The sequence below is a fragment of the Thermococcus litoralis DSM 5473 genome, from assembly GCF_000246985.2.
Classification (GTDB): Archaea; Methanobacteriota_B; Thermococci; order Thermococcales; family Thermococcaceae; genus Thermococcus_A; species Thermococcus_A litoralis.
In genome coordinates, this window is the sequence record NC_022084.1 from 336,274 (window position 1) to 357,399 (window position 21,126).

The 21,126-nt window shown below is 43.7% G+C and carries 19 protein-coding genes; 8 read left to right on the forward strand and 11 right to left on the reverse strand.

The features are described from left to right. Positions 1 to 82 precede the first annotated feature (82 nt). A complete protein-coding gene (locus tag OCC_RS01755; protein WP_004068119.1) occupies positions 83 to 1,804 on the forward strand; it encodes a glutamate--tRNA ligase in 1,722 nt (573 codons plus the stop codon). Here OCC_RS01755 and OCC_RS01760 read toward each other — a convergent pair. Further along, positions 1,795 to 2,406 carry a DUF7411 family protein gene (locus tag OCC_RS01760; protein WP_004068120.1) on the reverse strand — a complete coding sequence of 204 codons (612 nt, stop codon included), beginning with the start codon at positions 2,404 to 2,406 and terminating at the stop codon, positions 1,795 to 1,797. The genes OCC_RS01755 and OCC_RS01760 overlap by 10 nt on opposite strands. A 31-nt stretch (positions 2,407 to 2,437) precedes the next feature. After that, positions 2,438 to 4,231: a translation initiation factor IF-2 gene (gene infB, locus OCC_RS01765; protein WP_004068121.1), complete on the reverse strand. Its 1,794-nt coding sequence runs from the start codon at positions 4,229 to 4,231 to the stop codon at positions 2,438 to 2,440. 117 nt (positions 4,232 to 4,348) lie between these two features. Between infB and OCC_RS01770 the strand changes: the two genes are divergently transcribed. Beyond that, the gene (locus tag OCC_RS01770) at positions 4,349 to 4,888 is read left to right on the forward strand and encodes an SWIM zinc finger family protein (RefSeq protein ID WP_004068122.1); all 540 of its coding nucleotides are present in this window, start codon (positions 4,349 to 4,351) and stop codon (positions 4,886 to 4,888) included. On the opposite strand, the gene OCC_RS01775 is transcribed toward OCC_RS01770, so the two are convergent. After that, positions 4,857 to 5,228 (reverse strand): hypothetical protein, encoded by a 372-nt coding sequence (locus tag OCC_RS01775; protein WP_004068123.1) that lies wholly within the window; start codon positions 5,226 to 5,228, stop codon positions 4,857 to 4,859. The two genes, OCC_RS01770 and OCC_RS01775, sit on opposite strands and share 32 nt — an antisense overlap. A gap of 77 nt (positions 5,229 to 5,305) precedes the next feature. On the opposite strand from OCC_RS01775, the gene rgy reads away from it, so the two are divergent. Further along, on the forward strand, positions 5,306 to 8,950 hold the full coding sequence (rgy, locus tag OCC_RS01780) for a reverse gyrase (RefSeq protein WP_004068124.1): 3,645 nt from the start codon (positions 5,306 to 5,308) through the stop codon (positions 8,948 to 8,950). 39 nt (positions 8,951 to 8,989) lie between these two features. Here the strand turns inward: rgy and acs are convergent, their stop codons facing one another. After that, positions 8,990 to 10,378, reverse strand: a complete 1,389-nt coding sequence (gene acs, locus OCC_RS01785) for an acetate--CoA ligase alpha subunit (RefSeq protein ID WP_004068125.1) — start codon at positions 10,376 to 10,378, stop codon at positions 8,990 to 8,992. 270 nt (positions 10,379 to 10,648) lie between these two features. On the opposite strand from acs, the gene OCC_RS01790 reads away from it, so the two are divergent. Beyond that, a complete protein-coding gene (locus OCC_RS01790; RefSeq protein WP_004068126.1) occupies positions 10,649 to 11,068 on the forward strand; it encodes a phosphate-starvation-inducible PsiE family protein in 420 nt (139 codons plus the stop codon). Then, positions 11,068 to 12,090, forward strand: coding sequence for a flap endonuclease-1 (fen, locus tag OCC_RS01795; protein WP_004068127.1), 1,023 nt, complete (start codon positions 11,068 to 11,070; stop codon positions 12,088 to 12,090). The genes OCC_RS01790 and fen overlap by 1 nt, the downstream gene beginning before the upstream one ends. 24 nt (positions 12,091 to 12,114) lie before the next feature. On the opposite strand, the gene OCC_RS01800 is transcribed toward fen, so the two are convergent. From OCC_RS01800 to OCC_RS01810, 3 genes are read right to left on the reverse strand one after another with little or no spacing between them, the layout of a single operon-like run. Further along, complete coding sequence (locus OCC_RS01800) at positions 12,115 to 13,014, reverse strand: transcription initiation factor IIB (protein ID WP_004068128.1); 900 nt, start codon at positions 13,012 to 13,014, stop codon at positions 12,115 to 12,117. 48 nt (positions 13,015 to 13,062) lie between these two features. Next, positions 13,063 to 13,377, reverse strand: a complete 315-nt coding sequence (locus OCC_RS01805; protein WP_048874612.1) for a hypothetical protein — start codon at positions 13,375 to 13,377, stop codon at positions 13,063 to 13,065. Continuing rightward, positions 13,340 to 13,678 carry a DNA-binding protein gene (locus OCC_RS01810; RefSeq protein ID WP_004068130.1) on the reverse strand — a complete coding sequence of 113 codons (339 nt, stop codon included), beginning with the start codon at positions 13,676 to 13,678 and terminating at the stop codon, positions 13,340 to 13,342. Before OCC_RS01810 ends, OCC_RS01805 begins: the two co-directional genes overlap by 38 nt. Positions 13,679 to 13,785: 107 nt before the next feature. On the opposite strand from OCC_RS01810, the gene OCC_RS01815 reads away from it, so the two are divergent. Then, positions 13,786 to 15,438, forward strand: a complete 1,653-nt coding sequence (locus OCC_RS01815) for a hypothetical protein (protein WP_004068131.1) — start codon at positions 13,786 to 13,788, stop codon at positions 15,436 to 15,438. Positions 15,439 to 15,448: 10 nt separating this feature from the next. On the opposite strand, the gene OCC_RS01820 is transcribed toward OCC_RS01815, so the two are convergent. Beyond that, the gene (locus OCC_RS01820; RefSeq protein ID WP_004068132.1) at positions 15,449 to 15,901 is read right to left on the reverse strand and encodes a 30S ribosomal protein S19e; all 453 of its coding nucleotides are present in this window, start codon (positions 15,899 to 15,901) and stop codon (positions 15,449 to 15,451) included. Positions 15,902 to 15,904: 3 nt separating this feature from the next. Continuing rightward, complete coding sequence (locus tag OCC_RS01825) at positions 15,905 to 16,321, reverse strand: YhbY family RNA-binding protein (protein WP_004068133.1); 417 nt, start codon at positions 16,319 to 16,321, stop codon at positions 15,905 to 15,907. A 146-nt stretch (positions 16,322 to 16,467) separates the two neighbouring features. On the opposite strand from OCC_RS01825, the gene pfpI reads away from it, so the two are divergent. Beyond that, positions 16,468 to 16,968 (forward strand): deglycase PfpI, encoded by a 501-nt coding sequence (gene pfpI / locus OCC_RS01830; RefSeq protein ID WP_004068134.1) that lies wholly within the window; start codon positions 16,468 to 16,470, stop codon positions 16,966 to 16,968. A 392-nt stretch (positions 16,969 to 17,360) separates the two neighbouring features. Beyond that, positions 17,361 to 18,056 carry a DUF257 family protein gene (locus OCC_RS01835; protein ID WP_004068135.1) on the forward strand — a complete coding sequence of 232 codons (696 nt, stop codon included), beginning with the start codon at positions 17,361 to 17,363 and terminating at the stop codon, positions 18,054 to 18,056. A 34-nt stretch (positions 18,057 to 18,090) separates the two neighbouring features. On the opposite strand, the gene OCC_RS01840 is transcribed toward OCC_RS01835, so the two are convergent. Beyond that, positions 18,091 to 20,523, reverse strand: coding sequence for a CDC48 family AAA ATPase (locus OCC_RS01840; protein WP_020953600.1), 2,433 nt, complete (start codon positions 20,521 to 20,523; stop codon positions 18,091 to 18,093). Between the two features lie 78 nt (positions 20,524 to 20,601). After that, positions 20,602 to 21,111 carry an Hsp20/alpha crystallin family protein gene (locus OCC_RS01845; RefSeq protein WP_004066867.1) on the reverse strand — a complete coding sequence of 170 codons (510 nt, stop codon included), beginning with the start codon at positions 21,109 to 21,111 and terminating at the stop codon, positions 20,602 to 20,604. Between the last annotated feature and the right edge of the window lie 15 nt (positions 21,112 to 21,126).

The window sequence follows — 21,126 nt, forward strand, 5'->3', positions numbered from 1 at the left end:
AATAAGTTTGAAGATTTAAAATTCTTTTCAATCCCGCACAAGGTTTATAACTCATCTCTGCCTTTTTTCTCTGGTGAAGAAAATGGAGTTAAGGGAAACAATACTCAAATATGCGCTCATCAATGCGATTCAACACGATGGAAAGGCAAATCCAAAGGCTGTCATAGGGAAAATACTCGGCGAGAACCCAGAGCTGAGGCCAAGGGCGAGGGAAATAATCCCCCTTGTAAATGAGGTTGTTCAAGAAGTTAACTCCATGAGCAAGGAGGAGCAAGAGGCAAAACTCAAAGAGATTTATCCAGAGTTCTTTGAGGAGAAGAAGGAGAAAAAAGAAGAAAAGAAAGGTCTCCCACCGCTGCCAAAGGCAGAAAAGGGAAAAGTCGTCACGAGGTTTGCACCGAACCCGGATGGAGCTTTTCACCTTGGAAACGCGAGGGCAGCTATCTTAAGCCACGAATATGCAAGGCTTTATGATGGAAAGTTCATTCTTAGGTTTGATGACACCGATCCGAAGGTCAAGAGACCTGAGCCCATATTCTACGAATGGATTATTGAAGATTTGAAGTGGCTTGGCTTTCAAATAGATGAGATTCACCACGCAAGCGACAGGTTGGAGATTTATTATTCCTATGCAGAGAAGCTTCTTGAGATGGGGAAAGCTTACGTCTGCACCTGTGACCCAGAACACTTCAGAAAGCTCAGAGACGAAGGAAAAGCCTGTCCCCACAGAGACCTTCCTCCAGAAGTTCAGCTAAGAGAGTGGAAAAAGATGCTCAGCGGAGAGTACAAAGAGGGTGAAGCTGTTGTTAGAATTAAAACCGACCTAAATCACCCAAACCCTGCAGTTAGGGACTGGCCTGCCCTTAGGATAATTGATAACCCCAATCACCCAAGAACCGGAAACAAGTATCGCGTATGGCCTCTCTACAACTTTGCCTCCGCTATAGATGACCACGAGCTCGGTGTTACACACATCTTCAGAGGGCAAGAGCATGCCGAAAACGAGACAAGGCAGAGATACATCTACGAATACTTTGGATGGGAATACCCAGAAACAGTTCATCATGGAAGGCTCTCCATCGAAGGAGTGATTCTAAGCAAGTCCAAGACAAGAAAAGGTATTGAAGAGGGTAAGTACCTCGGATGGGACGACCCAAGACTTGGAACAATTAGGGCGTTGAGGAGGAGAGGCATTCAGCCGGAGGCTATTAGGGAGCTTATAATCGAGGTCGGGCTCAAGAAGAGCGACACCACAATAAGCTGGGACAACCTAGCTGCAATAAACAGAAGGATAATCGAACCAATAGCGAACAGATACTTTTTCGTTGCTGACCCAATTCCAATGGAGATTAGAGGTTATGAAGAAGAGTTTACAGCGGAGATTCCTCTCCATCCAGATTACCCAGAGAGAGGGGTTAGGAAACTCAAGTTCATCCCCGGAAAGCCTATCTATGTCTCAAAGGACGACCTTGAGCTCTTGAAGAGCAACGAATACGTTAGGCTCAAGGACTTATTCAACGTCAGAATAGTCGAAGTTAGCGAAGAAAAAATCATAGCGGAGTTCGACAGCGTTGAATATGAGAAAGCTAGGGAGCACAGGTGGAGGATGATTCACTGGGTTCCCCAGGGCAAGCCGTGTGAAGTTCTCGTCCCAGAAGGAGATGAACTTATCGTGAGGAAGGGGCTACTTGAGAGGGATGCGGACTTAAAGGTCGATGATATCGTGCAGTTTGAACGCTTTGGTTTCGTAAGGGTGGACAAAGTTGAGGGAGACAAAGTGATAGCGATATTTGCTCACAAGTGACCCTTTTCTTTTTTCCACCCCAATACCCTCGACTGCAGATGCTTTTTCGGAAAAATTGTGAGAGGATCTATCCCTTTTTCCCTTAAAAGATATCTCAGCTCCACTTCATAGTCGGATTTCTCGAGCTTTTCGCTCTCTTTAAGCTCCACTACGAAAAGCTTATCCGTAAGTTCCCGTATCGTCCTATAACCCAAACCGAGAAGAGGTCTTATGTACTGAACGTTAAATCTATCTTCAAGACTTCTCGTTTTTCTCTGATCAAGGAAGGGCACTCTGTCATCTCTTCTTGTTCCGTCGCTTATCCTCTCCACATGCCTAAGCTTTGCAACCTCTTCTAGAGCTTTTTCGTGGATAAACTGAATTGCATTGCTAGGATGAGAGTCCCTTATGCACATCTCAGCCGCTTCCTCAAGAATCCCCCTGTCAAGGAAGATTACCTCATGAGAAAAGCCAAGAGCCTCAGCTGTTTCCTTAGCATATTTCCAGCTGTCGAGGATTCCAAAGTTAATAGTAATGAGTTTTACCTCGTATCCAATCTTTCTCAAAATATAAGCCGCAAGCGAAGAATCTTTCCCTCCGCTGTAGAGGTGATAAACCTCCATGGGGTTCACCAGCTGTTAAAAAAGGTTAAAATCATAGGGCACTCCAAAATGGATCCTTTTGGGCCTTCACTTTTGCTGTTTCCTTTAGTGCCCTTATGTCGGTCTCATCCAACATATCTCTGAGCTCCTTCACGAGTCTTATTGCATCATCCCTGCTTATATCGACGTAAAGTATCTCCCCAGGATGGATGTGCCTTCCGACTATTGCACCCTCAATGGCTATAGCAACCTGATCTCCCTTCTTTGCTTCCTGCAGGAAGTCTTCTTTGGATTTTATTGATTTTATAACCCCAATCCGCTCTCCATTTTGCTTCATTAGTGGGTATCCCGGCTTTATCCTACCTTCAATAACCTCTATTCCAACTATTGCTGGATGGCTTCTCCGGAAGATGTAGCGTTCATCTGGGAATATCTTAATTACTCCTGGGAACTTTGTTTGAGCTAAAAGTTCTTTTTTCTTCTTTTCTTCCTCAGCCTTCACCCATGCTTCGTAGTCTTCTATGATTTTATAAATAACGTTGCCGACAAATATCGGGATCTTCTTGGCCTTTGCAACTTCCTCTGCGTCTTCATTGACCTTCACATTAAAACCTATGACAACACCGTAAAGAGGTTCCTCCTCCTTTACGCTAAGTGCCTCCATAACATCCGTTTTGCTTATGTTTCCAACGTCTGCCTTTCTTATTGGAATATTCTTTTCCTGCAGTTCTTTGCTTAGCGCTTCGAGACTTCCTATTGTGTCGGCTTTTACAATAACGCCAACTTTGTCCGTGCTTATAATTACGCTCTTTATCTGCTCAAGGATTTCTCTCTTTGCTCTCTCTATTTCCTCTTCAGTTCTTGCCGCTATAACAGGAGAACCTGCGAGAGCTTCCTCTAAGTTTGGGGCGGCTATCTTAATTCCAGCTGCTGCAGAAACTTCCTCAACCTGATCAAAGCGATATCTTGGATCTCTTATCTCGTCGAGAGGCTTCGGTTTAAGGAGAGCCCTTATTTTTGTGACTATTGCCTTATCCTTGCCACCCACAACTATTATATCGTCTTTTCTGAGTGTTCCATCATAAATTATCACGTCTATTGTTGTCCCAAAGCCTACTTCCTCCCTAACTTCCAAAATAGTTCCTCTCGCGGGACCTTCAACCTCTATCTTCAGCTTCTCTTCGAGATACTTCTGAGCCAAACCCGCTATAAGAACAAGCAATTCTGGAAGGCCTATTCCATATTTGGCTGAAACGGGAATTATGGCGAGTTCCCTTCTGAAGTCCTGAACACGATCGAACCTATTGGCCTGGAAGCCAAGCTCATAGAATTTTCCTATTAGTTCCCAAAGCTTTGTCTCAAGCTCCTGAACTGCCCTTTGATCCTGTTTTTTAATGTTTACCAAGAAAGGCTCGTTTTCAACGATTTTCCATCCTTTAATACGGTCAATTTTATTTGCTGCGACAACAAAGGGAGTTCTGTATTTTCTCAAAATCTCTATGCTCTCAATGGTCTGGGGCTGGAAGCCCTCGTTTATATCAACTACAAGGATTGCCAAATCGGCTAAACTGCCTCCTCTTGCTCTCAAGCTCGTAAAAGCCTCGTGGCCGGGAGTGTCTATAAAGAGCAATCCCGGAAGTTTAATTTCGCCTTTCCACAAACTTAAAAGGGGTCCAGCGAGTTGTTTAACCACTTCAATAGGAACCTCAGTCGCACCAATGTGCTGAGTAATTCCACCCGCTTCTTTCTCAGCTACGCGGGTATTACGTATTCTATCAAGCATCGTGGTCTTCCCATGATCTACGTGTCCAAGAACCGCTATAATTGGCTGTCTAATTTTTTTCATACTCTCACACTCCACAAAACTTTTGATGAGCGTTACGGGATTAACTAAAACGCCCGCTTTTTAAAGGTTAGGGATTAACCTTAAAAATCCCCATGCTTACCACATTTAGTGGTTATCATGGAGAAGAAGACAATGCAAAAGGGTAAGAACTACTACAAGAAAGGAAAGGTTTTATGGGTTCTAAAATACAAAGAAAAGCTGTTTTCCAAGGTTTTGGGCACTTATCCTTATTATGTGGAAGTTGACCTGGAAAGGAACTCCAGCAGGTGCACCTGTCCACAGGGAAAAGACTGCAAGCATGCCGCTGCCACAATAATAGCCTTTGAAGAGGGATTCTACATAGAAAGCCACGAGCCAGTCTCAGAGTTTTTTCCAGAGGTGGCTTTAAAGAGATATCTGTTCCATGAGAATCCGGAATTAGGACTGGAGATTATTTTAAAGGAGCTTCACTACCAGATAAACAACGATGAAAGCGGTAGTGAAGTGGCCAGACTCTTGAGGGAGGCTTTGAAACTCTTCACTCTTGTCCCGTCTAAAGAAAGAGGTTTCCGAATATTGGAAATTTTTAAAGAATTCGAGAGGCTTTTCCCAGATTACAATTTAACCGGAGAGCTGGAAAGGGAAGTCAAAGAAACTCTAGAAGGGTGCTCTCTTTGAGCTTTCTCCTTAAAGAATCATATACCTCATTCCCATCGAGGGTAAGGCTATAGTTAATCCCAGCTTCATCTAAAAGGGCTTTCATTATTTGAAGGGCATATTTTGCCTTAGTGCCCTCCATCTCAACTGAGACGAAATAGCCCTTTCTCTTCCCAAGAATTATGTCAAAATTAAGTCTCTCGGCAAGCTCTACATCAAGAAAAGTTAATTTTTTCTGTGTTTTATACTCCCTCACCATAACGTTTGGGAACTTCTTCCTCAGCTTTTCCACTATCTCCCCTACCTTTTTGTACTCTTGTTCATTGAGCTCTGCAGTGAGTTTGAGTTTTTCCACTATCATGTGCTCCACCGAAAAAGGCCTTCAAAAAAAGCCTTATAAAGTTTGCATCCCCTAAAAGAGCATTGGAAGGTGGTAATATGAAGGCCATATACAGGGGCATGTGTCCTAACTGTGAGGACAGGATAGGTGATTTACGTTTATACAAGAAGCATCCTTGTGAGGTCTGCTTGGATGAGGAAATAAAAGCCGAAGTGTATTTTGATCTGATAAAAGGAATTAGGGATGCCCTAAAGCTCAGAGGAACTTTAAAACACTGGGAAGAGCTATATTCTCTTGAGAAAAAGCTGAATGAGGCTGAAGAACTTTTCAAGAAAGCTACCGGCTTCACGTTTTGGAGCGCCCAAAAAACTTGGGTTAAGCGTTTAGTGAGGGGAAAAAGTTTCTCTATAATCGCCCCTACTGGAATGGGAAAAAGCGTTTTTGGGGCTTTTATGTCGATTTACTATGCAAAAAAGGGTAAAAAATCATATATAATTTTGCCGACAACACCTCTGGTGATTCAAACAATCAAGAGAGTCCAGACATTTGCAGAAAAAGCCGGGGTAAGCGTTAACTTAGCTTACTACCACGGAAACATGAAGAAAAAAGAGAAGGAAGAAATGCTCCAAAAAATTCAGAATGGAGATTTTGACATCCTTATAACCTCCGCACAGTATTTAGCAAGGAATTTTGATCTCTTGAAGGATAAGAGGTTCGATTTTATATTTGTGGATGATGTTGATGCATTCCTCAAAGCCTCAAAGAACATAGACCGCTCCCTTATTCTCCTCGGTTTTACCGAAGAGATTATTCAGAAGGCTTGGGAGATTATAAAACTCAAAAAGCAGATGGCAAAATACCTCAACGGCAACAGTAAGGACAAAAATGAAAAGCTAAAAGAGCTGAACAAGCAGATAAATGCAGTTGAGAGGGAGATTAGAAAGTTTAAGCGAGAAAACAAAATTGGAGTTCTAATCGTAGCTTCCGCCACTGGAAGTGGTAGAGGAGATAGAATAAAGCTTTACCGTGAGCTTTTGGATTTCGAGGTGGGAAGCGGCAGATCTGCGTTGAGAAACGTCGTGGACAGCTATATCTTCCCCGAAAAGCCAATAGAGGAGCACGTCAAAGAGCTGTTAAAAGCTTTAGGCTCGGGAGGACTCATATTCGTCCCAATTGACCAAGGAATAGTGTATGCAGAGAAACTAACGAATTACCTGCAGGATTTAGGATTTAAGGTGGAGTTAGTTTCGGCAAGGAACAAAAAGGGGCTTGAAAGATTCGAGAAGGGAGAGGTTGACTACCTAATAGGGGTTGCTACATATTATGGCTCTATTGTTAGGGGATTAGACTTGCCCCATCTAATAAGATATGCCATATTTACTGGAGTTCCAAAGTTCCGGTTCAGCATAGACCTCGAACAGCCCACCATATATAGGGTTTTAGGACTGATGAGTGAGGTCATGGAATTCCTCGAAAATGAGGATAGGAGAAACGCCGAAAAGCTGTACGCTAGGCTAAGGAGGCTCATAAGGAATATCCCGCAGTTTGAAATCTTAAAAATAGAAGAAGCACTGGCAGAAGGGCTACCCCTAGAGGGGTTCTCGAATCACGTTCTTGAAGTTTTTAAGGAAGCCGTTGAGTTCCTTAGAAGCGTATTAAAGAAGCCCGAAGTCCTAAAAAGAATAGAAGAAGATCCTTTTGTTAGCCTCAAAAAAGAGGAAGGAAAATGGTACATAGAGATCCCTGACGTGAGGACGTATATACAGGCCACAGGAAGAACTTCGAGACTTTTTGCTGGAGGTATTACAAGGGGACTCAGCGTTGTGATAGTGGACAATGAGAAGGTTTTCAATGGCTTGAAGAGGCAGATGCGCTGGCGCTTTGCGGAGTTTGATATGAAGCCCTTCAATGAGCTCAATTTGGAAGAGTTACTGAAAGAGATTGACGCTGATAGGGAGAAAGTCAGGCTCATCATGGAGGGTAAAATAGCAGAAAAGACAAAAGACCTTGTAAAATCTGCCCTTATGATAGTAGAATCACCAAACAAAGCCAGAACTATTGCGAGTTTCTTTGGACAGCCAAGCAAGAGGCGTATTGGTGATTTGGTAGCGTATGAAGTAAGCATAGGAGAACTAATGCTCACCATATTGGCAAGCGGAGGACATATGTTCGATCTCGTTACAAACGAAGGTTACCATGGAGTTTTGATAAAGGAAAACGACGGAAAGCTCTACTTTATCCCGGTTTACGATACCTTAAAGCGCTGTAGAGAGTGCGGACATCAATTTGTGGACTGGGAAAAGAAAGGGGTATGTCCTAGATGTGGTTCAAGAGACGTGAGGGATGCCCTCGAAAATGTGATTGCAATGAGGGAAATCGCTCAGGAAGTTGACGAAATACTGATTGGAACGGATCCCGATGTTGAGGGTGAAAAGATTGCATGGGACATAAGAAACGTCCTCTCTCCGTATACTCCAACCATAAAGAGGATAGAGTTCCATGAGGTTACGAGGCCCGCTATTCTAAAGGCCCTTAAAGAGGCAAGAGACGTAAACGAGGCAAGGGTAAATGCCCAGCTTGTGAGGAGAATAGAGGACAGGTGGATAGGATTTGAGCTCAGCCAGAAGCTCTGGGAGGTTTTTGAGAACACTTACCTTTCAGCTGGAAGAGTTCAAACCCCCGTTCTAGGCTGGGTCATAGAGAGATACAGAGAATTCGTGGAAAGTGAAACCGATTTCATGAGGCTGACACTCGAAAACGACTTGGAAGTGACACTGGAGGGAGTTAAGGAAGAAGTTCAAGAAGTTATCGTGGAAGAAGTCCAGCTGGAAGAGAGAGACCTAAATCCCCTCCCACCGTATACCACCGATACAATGCTCCAGGATGCCTCAAGATTCCTAGGATTTTCAACCGACTACACTATGAGACTTGCCCAAGACCTCTTCGAACTCGGTCTGGTAACTTACATAAGAACAGATTCCACCCATGTGAGCAACGTTGGTATTGAAGTTGCCAAGGAATACATCACCGAAGAGGTCGGTGAGGATTACTTTGCTCCGAGGAAGTGGGGTGAAGAGGGAGCACACGAGTGTATAAGACCTACAAGACCCATAGACACTGGAAGACTCATGCAGCTGCTGAGGGATGGAATAATAACCCTTGCAAGGGGTCTAACAAGAGACCACTTCAGACTCTACGATATGATATTCAAGCGCTTTATGACCTCTCAAATGAAAGCGGCAAAAATACTTTATGAAAAGGCAGTTATTGATGCAAAGGTAGCAAAAGCGGAAATAGAGGGTTACGTGGAGATACTCTTCGATGGATGGACAAGACTTAGGAATCCTCCACTAAGACAGCTTCCCAAACTTGAAAAAGGACAAAGGATTAAGGTTAAGGACATCAAGAAATGGAGGGCTCCAAAAGTACCCCTGTTTACTCAAGGAGACATAATTGCCCTAATGAAGGAGCGCAAAATCGGTAGGCCTTCTACGTATGCAAAGATAGTCAAAACTCTCTTGGACAGGCACTACGTTATCGAAACGAAGGGAAGGAAGAAGTTAGTGCCAACGGAACTAGGCACGAAGGTTTACCACTACCTAATCACAAAATACAAGGAGCTTGTGAGTGAGGAAAGAACCAGGCAGCTGGAAGAGCTCATGGATCTTGTGGAGGAAAACAAGATAGATTACCAAGAAGTGCTGAACGATATGTACGAGGAGATAAGAAAGTACATTGCCTAATCTCTCTTTTTTCTATTAATGAAAAAGAAGAGAAGGAAATCACTCTTTCTTATGCTTCATTTTCCAGTTGTGCCATCTGTATAAAGCCGCAAGTGACCTAATAGCCCTTTCGGGCTCTGGATACGCTGGGATGCCGTTCTCGTTGAGCATGTCAATTGCTTCTTTAGCCTCAACGCCACCAACTATGGCAACCACTATTGGCTTCTTCCTTCCGCTTGCCTCATATTCCTTGATGACTATCTTTGCGAGGTCTCTTGGATCAAGAACAGCTGTCTGGCAGTAGAGGACTGCTATGGCGTGCATCTCTGGATGGGCTAATGCGTCTCTAACTGCACCTTCGTAAGCCTCAGCTCCGGCCATACCCGTTAAGTCCACTGGATTCTTATAGCTTCCAAAGGGTGGCATGTGGTTTGCAAAGATCTTAAGCTCCTCAAGGTTGTCATAGAGCTTCAATCCTTCTTCCTCAGCAGCGTCAGTGGCCATAACGCCTATTCCACCACCGTTTGTGAGGATTACAACGTTATCTCCCTCGGGCTCTGGGAGGTTTGAAAGGGTTCTTGCCCAGTCGAAAGCCTCGCCAATTGTTAATGCTCTTAAAACACCGCTCTGCTTGAATGCGGCTGTATAAATGCTATCTGCACCAGCAAGTGAACCCGTATGAGATGCAGCAGCCTTGGCTCCCCTCTCGCTCCTTCCAGCTTTGATAACTATGATCGGCTTCTTCATTGAAACCCTCTTCGCAACTTCCATGAATCTTCTTCCGTCCTTCACACCTTCCATGTAGATTAAGATTGCCCCCGTGTTTTCGTCGGTCTCAAAGTATTCGAGCATGTCTGCATCGTCAAGATCGCTCTTGTTTCCAATGCTAACAACAGCCGAAAGACCGACCTTCTCAAGTATTGTCCATCCCATAAGGGCTATTCCGAGGGCACCGCTTTGAGAGACAAGTGCAAGCTTTCCGGGCATTACATCTGTCGGACCAAAGGTTGCATTAAGCTTGGCTGGGGTGTAAACAACACCGAAGATGTTTGGACCGAGTATCCTCATTCCGTACTTGTGGGCTGTCTCAACTAATTGCTGCTCAACTTTCTTTCCTTCCTCGCCAAGTTCTCCAAAACCCGAGCTGATAATCGGAAGTACTTTTACTCCCTTCTTTCCACATTCCTCTACAACCTGTGGGACAAACTTAGCTGGAACAACTATAACTGCCATGTCTACTTCATCCGGGACATCGAGGATGCTCTTGTATACTGGGAACTTTTTTCCGCTGATCTCTATCTCCCCACCCTTAACGTTAACTGCGTAGATTTTGCCCTCGTAGCCGTAATCGACAAGGTTCTTCATGATAGCGTATCCTATCTTCCCAGGCTTACCAGAAGCGCCTATAACGGCAACGCTCTTTGGTTTGAAAAGTGCTTCTATGCTCATTTCCTTCACCTCATGAACTTTACAAAGGTTAATGCGAAAGAGGAGTTATAACTTTTCTCTTATTCATTTGACGACTTGGATATCGGCGTTTGTTAAAGGAACCAATGGTTTTGAACGATAATTGAAGAATGATCATGCATCCTGCAGTTGTCGTATCTACCCAAAGATGCTAAAGGAGCAATGCTTTAAAGCCATGAAGAGAAAATAGAAAATGGTGATGACCCTTCCCCTCCCTGAGAGGGTGATGAACACACCGGTAGGCTGATAAAGATGACGAGGATGGAGGATGAAAAAACAGCCCAATATACCCAAATTCACAAACTTTTCAGGAAAGCCTTAGAGATTTCCTTTGATACAGTTGTTATGGTGTTCCTGTTTTTCATACTCTACCTCACCCTATACTCCATCTACCTCAACTTTAAGCTAACTTACAAAACCAACGACCCAAAACTTCTGATTGCGAACATACTGGTGACGATTATCCTAATAGAAACCTACAGAATCTTGATAATCTATTTAAGGCAGCACCGTGTGAGCATATCTCATATTCTTGAGGTTGGAATTGTTGCACTTGTCCAAAAGCTCATCGTTGCCTCGGATTTTAAGGAGCTCGATGCCTTAAAGCTCTTTGCTGTTGGTGGATTGCTTTTTATACTTGGTCACCTATACATTAGGATAGGTGGTGAGTAATGGGAGTCCAGATTGGTGAGCTTTTACCAAGAAAAGAGCTTGAGCTTGAAAATTTAAATGGGAGAAAAGTTGCGATAGATGCATTTAACGCTATTTACCAGTTTCTCTCAACAATAAGACAACGAGATGGGACTCCTTTAATGGATTCCAAGGGAAGAATAACGTCCCATCTTTCAGGGCTTTTTTACAGGACTATAAACCTAATGGAAGCGGGAATAAAGCCTGCGTATGTATTCGATGGGAAGCCTCCAGAGTTCAAGAAAAAAGAGCTTGAAAAAAGAGCTGAGGCTAGGGAGGAAGCGCAGGAAAAATGGGAGGAAGCCCTAGCAAGGGGAGACTTAGAAGAGGCGAAGAAATATGCACAGCGGGCGAGCAAAGTAAATGAGATGCTTATCGAGGATGCTAAGAAGCTTTTGGAGCTTATGGGCATCCCATGGGTGCAGGCTCCTAGCGAAGGTGAAGCGCAGGCAGCTTATATGGCATCTAAAGGGCACGTTTGGGCCTCGGCGAGCCAGGACTACGACTCGCTCCTCTTCGGAACACCAAGGCTAGTGAGAAACCTCACCATAACTGGAAAGAGAAAGCTTCCTGGGAAGGATATTTACGTAGAAGTTAAACCGGAGCTCATAGTTCTTGAAGAGGTGTTAAAGGAGCTTAAGATAACGAGGGAGAAGTTGGTAGAGCTTGCAATTCTCGTGGGAACGGACTACAATCCTGGAGGCATAAAAGGGATTGGACCAAAAAAGGCCCTTGAAATAGTCAAATACTCCAAAGATCCTCTGGCAAAGTACCAAAAAATGAGCGATGTTGATCTCTATGCAATAAAGGAGTTCTTCCTAAACCCGCCGACAACAGACGAATACAAGCTCGAATGGAAAATGCCCGATGAAGAAGGAATACTGAAGTTTCTCTGTGATGAGCACGATTTCAGTGAAGAAAGAGTTAAAAACGGCTTAGAAAGGCTTAAAAAAGCGGTTAAGGCAGGAAGACAGTTTACGCTGGACAGCTGGTTTAAAAAGTGAAAAGCGGATTTCCAGAAAATATACTCAAAGCGGGAGCTTTAGCCCTAGTTTTTCTACCATTTCTTTGTATCTGTTTCTTACTGTGACTTCTGTTACTCTTGCAACTTCGGCAACTTCCCTCTGAGTCCTCTTCTCACCCTCTAGAAGACCGGCAATGTACAAGGCTGCAGCAACAAGGCCAGCAGGGCTTTTACCACTCGTCAAGCCCATCCCGTAAGCTTTCTCAAGGAGCTCTATTGCCCTTCTCCTCGTCCTCTCGCTCAGGCCAAGCTCATCGGCAAACTTGTTCACATAATCCGTCGGCTTCACGAAGAGCTTCTTGGGAGTCAAGTTCAAATTCCTCGCAATGAACCTGAAGCTCCTGCCAATTTCTTTCTTGTCAACCTTGGCAATATCGGCAATCTCATCAAGAGTCCTTGGAATCTTCAAGAGCCTGCAGGCGGCGTAAACACAAGCCGCAATAACGCTCTCAATCGACTTTCCCCTGATAAGCCCCTTTCTAACAGCCTCTCTGTAAAGCCTCGCCGCTTCCTCCTCAACGTGCTTTGGAAGGTTTAACCTCGCACCAAGCCTGTCAAGCTCACTCAAGGCAAAAGCAAGGTTTCTCTCGGCGGCATCGCTAACTCTCAGCCTGCTCTGCCACTTCCTGAGACGATAAATTTTCTCCCTCATCAAGCCCTTAACATTCCTGTCATAACCAATATCCGTCGAAAGACCCTTATCGTGCAGCAGAATGCTCTCAGGCGCGCCAGTCCTAGAACGCTTCTCCCTCTGAGAAGCATCAAATGCCCTCCACTCGGGACCCATATCAATCATGTTTTCCTGAATTACAAAACCGCAATTTGCACAGATTACTTCTCCCCTTTCGGGGTCATAAACAAACTTATCGGAACCGCAAACTGGGCAAACCCTATGCTTAGTCACAATTACACCCCCACGGTCAGTAAACTTGTCAATCCCCATATATAAATCTTAAGTTTTTCCAAACTTTGATATTGAATTTGTTATCCAGTTTACATGCTCTTTTTTAAAGGTGATCTTCTCAAGCACTCTGACATCGTCTTCAAGGACGTTGACATACACCCAAAGGAAAACTGGATCTTTCTCACTTCCAACAACAAGGTTGCGGTAAAGAATGTCAAGAGTCCCATCACTACTCTTTCTTGCCGATAATGGCTTCCAGATATCCAAACTAACCTCGCCCTTTTCATTTAGTATCCTGATGACGTCTTTAATTTTCACGTTTTTGTCACCATTTAATCCTAAATTCTCTTCTCGTTCTGGCATCTATTTGAGCTAAAATCTTTTTAAGTTTTTCATCCGTGATTCTCTCGGTTATCTGGCCGGCTTGGTATAACTGAACGAGAATTAACTCTACTTGTCTCGCAAGCTCAGGCCTCACAAGCTTAACCCTCGCGAGCCTTTCCCTCGCCTCAGGTGTGAGAATTTGCTTCATTATGGCATTTAGCTGAGCTTCTAATTCCATCTCCTGCCTTACCCTTTCTTCTTCCTCTTTCTGCTGCTCTGCAAGTCTCTTCTGAAGCTCCAAAAGTTTTTTCTTTCTAATCTCCTCTATGTCCTCAGCCATTTTTCTCTCACCCCGCCGAGTGAATTTATGATATGGCAGTTAAAAAGTTATTGCAGAGATTGCAAAAAGTTTAAAGAACTAGTGTATACTATACACTGGAGGTAGAAATGAAAAACAAGATGATAGTAAGCCAGTGCATCATGGCACTTCTATTTTTCACGGTATTGTTGCCCCCAATAAATGCCTCTTCAACGGCATGGTGTGAAAGTTGTTCTCAAGTTGTAATTGCAAATGAAGGTATCTTCGCTTACAACGGCAGTGATTTTATCGACTTAACATGGCACTTAAAAACTGGGATAACTGATCCCTCTGACCTTCGAGAATTTATCTCAAATGTTGAAGTTGTCACCCTTGGAAATCTGGTTCTAGTGTACTCCAACTATCACGACTCTATCTATATGGGAATTTACAATGGTAGTGTTCCAATTAAAATGAGCCCTGTTGTGGAGTGGTACTCTTGGGGCCCAAAAGATATAATAGTTTACAATGGCAGTATCTTCTTTGTCGCTGAGAGCGGTGGTGGTCCTCATTATGCAAGTGATGTTGTGTTTCAGCTGGATCCACAAACACTTAAAGTTGAGAAAAAATGGGATCTCGCTTGGGATGCCAGAGAAGCAATAGCTCCAGATAACGCTGGCAATACGCCCTATGCTTGGGTTAATCTTGGGTTAGATAAAAAAGGAATGCTGTGGGCAAAAGTGGACATGATATTTCCAAACACAACTCTTTACTATCTATACAATGGAACTGATTTCATCATGACTAATAAAACTCCAAAAATCCATCCATATACGGCACCTTATGGAACGTTTAAAATTGAGATCAATCGTGGTTTAATGTATCATCTTCCTACATTTTATTCTCTGTATGTTCCGACTCGCTATATCCTCGTAGAGAACAAAAGAAGGAAAGATGTTACAGACGAGATAAAAAGGCTCGCCAGAAGTGTTGAGCCATTATACCCGATTATGGGTTTCTGGGACGAGAGTAGAGGGGAGTGGATTGTTACTTACCTTCTCTATGGCCTTCCCTTGGCTTATAGGGTCAATAAAACTTGTGCTACACCTCTTGATATCGATTATTTGCCCCTCGCCAGTTATCTGGGAGATTATGTTGTTTTGGGCAATGGAACACTAAGATGGAAAAATTATACGGTGGAAATTCCAACAATAAGACAGTCTGGAGACACTTATTATCCCTGGCAGGAAGGATATGTTTCGTTGGAACTTTATCAAAAGAATGGACACCCTGTAATAGCACTTCCCTGGGAAGTACGACAAAATGAAAGTAGAAGATCAAAAAAGGGATATCTTGCTTACGAGGTCACCGAAAAAGGCTTCTTAATACTCAATACAACTGACGAAAGAAAACTGGGCAAAAACCTAATCCCACCAAGAGTGTTTATGGGCAAATGGAACAATATGACAGGAGTACTTATAGTTAGTATCTCAAATAAAACAGCTTTTCTTATAACAGAGAATGGAAAAATCCCAGTAAACTTCACCGTAGCAAAAAGAACCAGCCACGTTGTGGTTGGAAATGATACCTTTTTATTTATGACGTATCATGAAGCGTATGTTCTACCGCCATGGACGGAGCCAATAGATGTAAACAAAATACTTGAACAATCTCGCAAATTGAACTGGGAATGTCCAAAAGAAAAAGAAGATGAATGGATAAAAAAGGTTACTCCCTTTGCAGGAGTTGTCACAATTGCAGTTTTCATAACGCTATTAATATTTTTGGAGAAAAGGAAATGAGAGTTTACATTCAGTACTTCTTAAGCTCTGGGATTACCTCTTCGAGCTCCTTCTTGAGCTCTGTAGCTGCTTTGTCAAGGAAGCTCCTTCCCTTTGGTGTAACTACCCTTCCCTCTCCAGGTACCTTTGTGACAAACCCTGCCGCTTCAAGCTGCTGAAGGGCTTTCCTAATTATGCTTCCGCTTCCCTTGTAGAAGTGCTCTGGAGCGTGTCCTCTGTTCTTCCTTCCACCGTACCAAGTCCTTAGCCTTTCAATACCAACTGGCCCGTCAATGTATATCTTTCTGAAGACTGAAGCCACTCTATAATACCACCAATCGTCTTGCTCTGGGAGTCTCTCCTTATGCCTGCCGGTTTTAACGAAGGGTGCCCACTCAGGTGGCTTTATTTCGGGAATCTCTTTCAATTTTTGAGCTACCCTCTCAACGAGTAAATCACCGGGAACGTCATAAACTGTTGCCATTCTTCACTCCCTCCCTTTCTTGAACTTTTTCCTAAATTGAGCAATGTCGAGCTTGACTTTCTTAACGGGTTTTTCCTCCCGTCTCTCTTTCGAGAGTTCCTTAAGCTTGAGCTTCTTTAAATACTTTTCCCATCCCTCTCTGGGACGGAACAATATAAACCTTTTGCCCCTCACGTCAATAAGTTCACTATCTGTAAGCTCCGCAACTTTTTCTGCTATCGCTTTTCTGTCCATCTGGGTTGATATTAAAGCACCTTTTTTTATTTCAACTTTTAATATCCCGTCTTTCTTAAGCTGAGTATTGATCTCGTCAATGACGCTATCATCTAACCCTCTCTTACCAACCCACGCTTTAGGTTCAATATCGTAATATTTAGCCCTTATAGCCCTTCTCACCTTTCCAGGTAAGCGCTTTTCCATCTCTCTCACCTCAAGTAATCTCGCCCTTACTCACGGACGCGAAGTTTTTTAGGAGAGGCCCTTTTTAAACCTTGCTTAAGGTATTGCACACCTTTGATCAAAAACCCTTATTAAGTTTTGGTCTTAACGTTATATTGGTGATTGCAATGAAAGTGCTGTTTTTAAGTGCGGATGGATTTGAGGATTTGGAGTTAATATACCCCCTCCATCGCATAAAAGAGGAAGGACATGAGGTATACGTGGCAAGCAACAAGAAGGACACCATAACCGGAAAGCATGGCTACTCTGTAAAGGTTGACCTGCTGTTTGACGAAGTAGATCCAGATGAGTTTGATGCACTCGTATTGCCCGGCGGAAGAGCTCCAGAGATAGTTAGGATAAACCCAAAGGCCGTTGAGATAGCTAAAAAGATGTTTGAGGCTGGAAAGCCAGTAGCGACAATATGCCACGGCCCGCAGATACTAATCTCTGCCGGAGTTTTAAAGGGAAGAAAAGGAACATGTGTTGTCACAATAAAAGACGACCTCATAAACGCGGGTGCAGAGTACATTGACAAGGAAGTTGTCGTTGATGGGAACTGGGTAAGTTCAAGACATCCCGGGGATTTATACGCCTGGATGAGAGAATTTGTAAAGCTTTTGAAGTGAATTTTTCCTTCACTTTTATTTTTAGGTTTAAGCTTACAAGTAACAATTCCGTTTGGCATGTTTTGAAAAAAGAATCTGGATTAATAAAGATAGATTTTAAGTTCGAATTTTCGATGAACACCTTGCAGAGCTTTCTATAAACGTTGATAAACTCTCAAAAACAATATTGGCTCCTAGATAAGAAGCAAATTTGAGAAATTGGAGACTTTTGAACAAACAGAAACCAAACAGAATGATTTCATGAAAAAAGCTTAAATAGGAGTTTTTCATTAATTAGAAACAAGTAAATAGATTAGATACATTAGTGGGAAGTTATGGAACTCCATGAAGCTTAGAGGTTTCACAGCTTCCCTAAAATATGAAGAACCCAATAGTTAGTATGGTGGTTGAATATGAAAGAAGATTTTGAGACCTCTGTATGGAATTACTTGAAAAGCCTAAAATGGGGAGAATATGTAATAGTGGAGCACAGTTCCAGTGATCCCACACATCTACTTTTTTACGTTATAATCAACCAACTGAAGAAAAGCGATGTTCCGTTTGTAGTTATAGACGTGCTTGATAAGTACTACCTCCTTAGAATGCATTTAGCAAGTGCCGGGATTGATACGAACATACTGGATGATATTCCGGTGATTAAACTAGGAGGAGTGCGCCACGTTGGGAAGATTACAAGTCTAGTCGAGAGAGTTGAAATTTCTCAAGATGCTCCGGTGTGGATACGACACTATCGGGATGCCCTTCGCAGAGTCGAAGAAAAGCTCGGCAGATATGTCAAGCTAATAGTGGGGATAGATTCACTGTTGCAACTCTACGAAGATAACATCTGGGAGCTTAATGCCTTAATGCTTGCAGGATTTGCTAGTATGATGGGAGACAAAGCTAGCAAGGGAATTGTGTTCCTAAATTCATCCGTACTTAACCCAAAGACAGTTTTAAAGCTTGAGGAGATATTCCCTCGGGTTTTAAAGCTAGAACTAAAAGAAGGGCAGCTAATCCTTAGGGTAGAAAAATCCGTTGATTTTGACGAGTACGGGCAAGAAATCAAAGTGAATGCCCAAAAACTGCAGGATGAACTGAGAACGTGAATTAAAAATCAGAAAATCAAAATATCAAAGGAGATCAGAGAACTCCCCTGTCTCTGTTCTCCCCTCTAGTTAATTCAGCTCTGCCTTTGCTGAACATTTCCTCTATTTTCTTGTAGTACTCTATCGTCTCCTTGCTAACACTTGGGCCGACCTTCTTGAGTGCTTCCTCAAAGTCTTTCATTGTAACTTTGACTTTCTGCCTAATCTCGCTTGCCCTTGTGCCGGGCTTGATAATGCCCTCTGCTATTGCCCTTCTCATGGCATTTAATGCCGCCTCTCTCACAACTGCTTCAATGTCAGCACCTGTGTATCCTTCGGTTCTCTTTGCTAGCTCCTCCAAGCTAACGTCCTCTGCCAGTGGAACGTTCCTTGTGTGGACTTTGAAGATCTCAAGCCTTGCCTTCTCATCCGGTGCTGGAACAAGGATGAGCCTATCGAACCTTCCCGGTCTAAGTAAAGCCGGATCAAGAATGTCAGGCCTGTTTGTGGCAGCAATAACCACAACACCACTGTTCTCCTCAATCCCGTCCATCTCCGTGAGCAGCTGGTTAATAAGCCTATCTGTAACTCTATTGACGTCTGTACCCCTTCTTGGGGCTATAGCGTCAATTTCGTCAATGAACACCACCGTAGGAGCAGCTTGTCTTGCCTTCCTAAAGATCTCCCTTATGTTCTTCTCGCTCTCTCCAACCCACTTGCTAAGAACTTCTGGCCCTCTAATGCCTATGAAGTTAGCTTCGCTCTCTGTTGCCACTGCCTTAGCTAGCAGGGTCTTACCAGTTCCTGGGGGACCATATAGGAGGATTCCCTTCGGTGGAGTGATTCCCATGGCCATAAACGCCTCAGGATACTTGAGGGGCCACTCCACAGCTTCTCTGAGCTGTTGCTTGACATCTTCAAGGCCTCCAATGTCTTCCCACCTAACGTTGGGAACCTCTAAGAGTACTTCTCTTAGAGCTGAAGGCTCAACCATCTTTAGAGCTTCGTAAAAGTCCCTCCTGGTTACCTTGAGCTCTTCAAGTACCTCCTTTGGAATGCTCTCTGCCTCGAAGTCTATCTTGCCCTCCTCGATGAGTCTTCTTAACGCAGCCATTGCGGCTTCTCTCGCTAATGCTGCCAAGTCAGCACCAACGAAGCCATGAGTCTTCTCAGCAAGCTCCTCAAGGAGAAGGTCAATCAAACGATGCCTAACTTCTTCATAGAGCCTCTCGTCAATCTCGCTGAGTAATCTCTTAATGTCCTCGTCCTTGTCGGGAGTTTTGTCTATCTTCTTAAGAGCCATCTCGGCAGATTCTCTGAACCTATCGTCCTGCTTAAGCTCCTCAAGGATTCTCTTAACGTCTCCTTTCCTGAAGTCAGGTTCAATTGGCATTCCCCTTGTGTGGATTTGGAGTATTTCCTTTCTTCCCTGCTTGTCTGGAACACCAACTTCAATCTCCCTATCAAACCTACCAGGCCTTCTAAGAGCTGGATCCACTGCATCCGGCCTGTTAGTTGCACCAATGACTATTACCTTGCCCCTGCTCTTTAAGCCGTCCATTAGGGTAAGCAACTGAGCGACAACTCTCTTCTCGACTTCACCTGTAACTTCTTCTCTCTTTGGTGCTATTGCATCAATCTCGTCAATGAAGATTATGCTCGGAGCGTTTTCCTCTGCCTCCTTGAAGACTTCTCTGAGTCTTTCTTCGCTTTCTCCGTAGTACTTGCTCATGATTTCTGGACCGTTAATTGCTATGAAGTGAGCATTAGCCTCATTAGCCACAGCCTTAGCTAGCAAAGTCTTACCAGTACCAGGAGGACCATAAAGCAAAACACCCTTAGGCGGCTCAATGCCGAGCTTTTCAAAGACTTCTGGGTGCTTGAGTGGAAGCTCAATCATCTCTCTGATTTTCTGTATAACATCTTTGAGACCACCAATGTCTTCGTAGGTAACTCCTAGGGCTGGTGTCTTTGCAACCTCCTTTACGGGCTTCTCTGAGATCGTAAACTCGGTAAACTCCGTTATTTGTACTACTCCAGAAGGTGTAGTTGCCGTAACAACAAAAGTAAGCTCTTGTCCAAGAACGCCTATTCTAATGTAGTCTCCCCTAACCACTGGTCTACCAACTAGCCTTGAGTGAAGCCAGTCGACAAAGTCTTGACCAAATCTAATGGGCTCTGTAGGAGCTAAAACAACTCTCTGTGCTTCTTTGACCTCTGCCTTTCTTATGGTCACCTCATCTCCAAGACCAACGCCGGCGTTCTTTCTTATTGTACCGTCCATTCTAATTATGTCAAGCCCCTCGTCCTCTGGATATGCGGGCCAAACCACTGCAGCTGTGTTTTTGGTACCGATAATCTCCACTATGTCACCAGGTTGAACGCCAATTTTTCTCATTGCACTCCTATCAATCCTAACAATCCCCCTACCAACATCCCTCTGGTAAGCGGAAGCAACTTTAAGCTTGATTTCTCTCTTTTCTGCCATTTACACCACCTCCATATTTTTAGCAGATGATCGTGATATCACTTATTTAAGCAAAAATTCAAAAAATAACGAAAGGGATCACTCAATCTTAACCTCAAATCCTTCTTTTTCTTCCTTCTTTGTCGGGTGCTTCTTGGGAACCCTTATCTCAAGGACACCATTGTTGTACTTGGCCTTTGCCTTCTCTGGGATGACTTCCTCTGGCAATCTGATAACCCTTCTGTAGCCGCTGTAGTATCTCTCTATCCTTACTGCACCTTCTCTTTCAAGTTCTTGTTCTCTTTTGACCTGGGCTTCGATGTAGATTGTATCACTGGTTACCCTTACTTTGATGTCCTCTTTTCTGACTCCTGGAAGCTCAGCGGTAATAACGAACTCTTCACCGGTGTCAAAGATGTCAACGAATGGCTCTCTCCATACGCCCTCGCTTCTCATTTCAAATTCTTCCCTTGGCTCGCCGAATCTTCTGTAGCTCCAGAGTCTGGGACCCCTGAAGAATTCATTGAATATCTCATCGATCTCTTCCTGAATCTCTCTCATTATGTCAAACGGGTCCCATATGTCTCTTCTCCACCATCTCCTTGCCATTTCCCTCACCTCCCA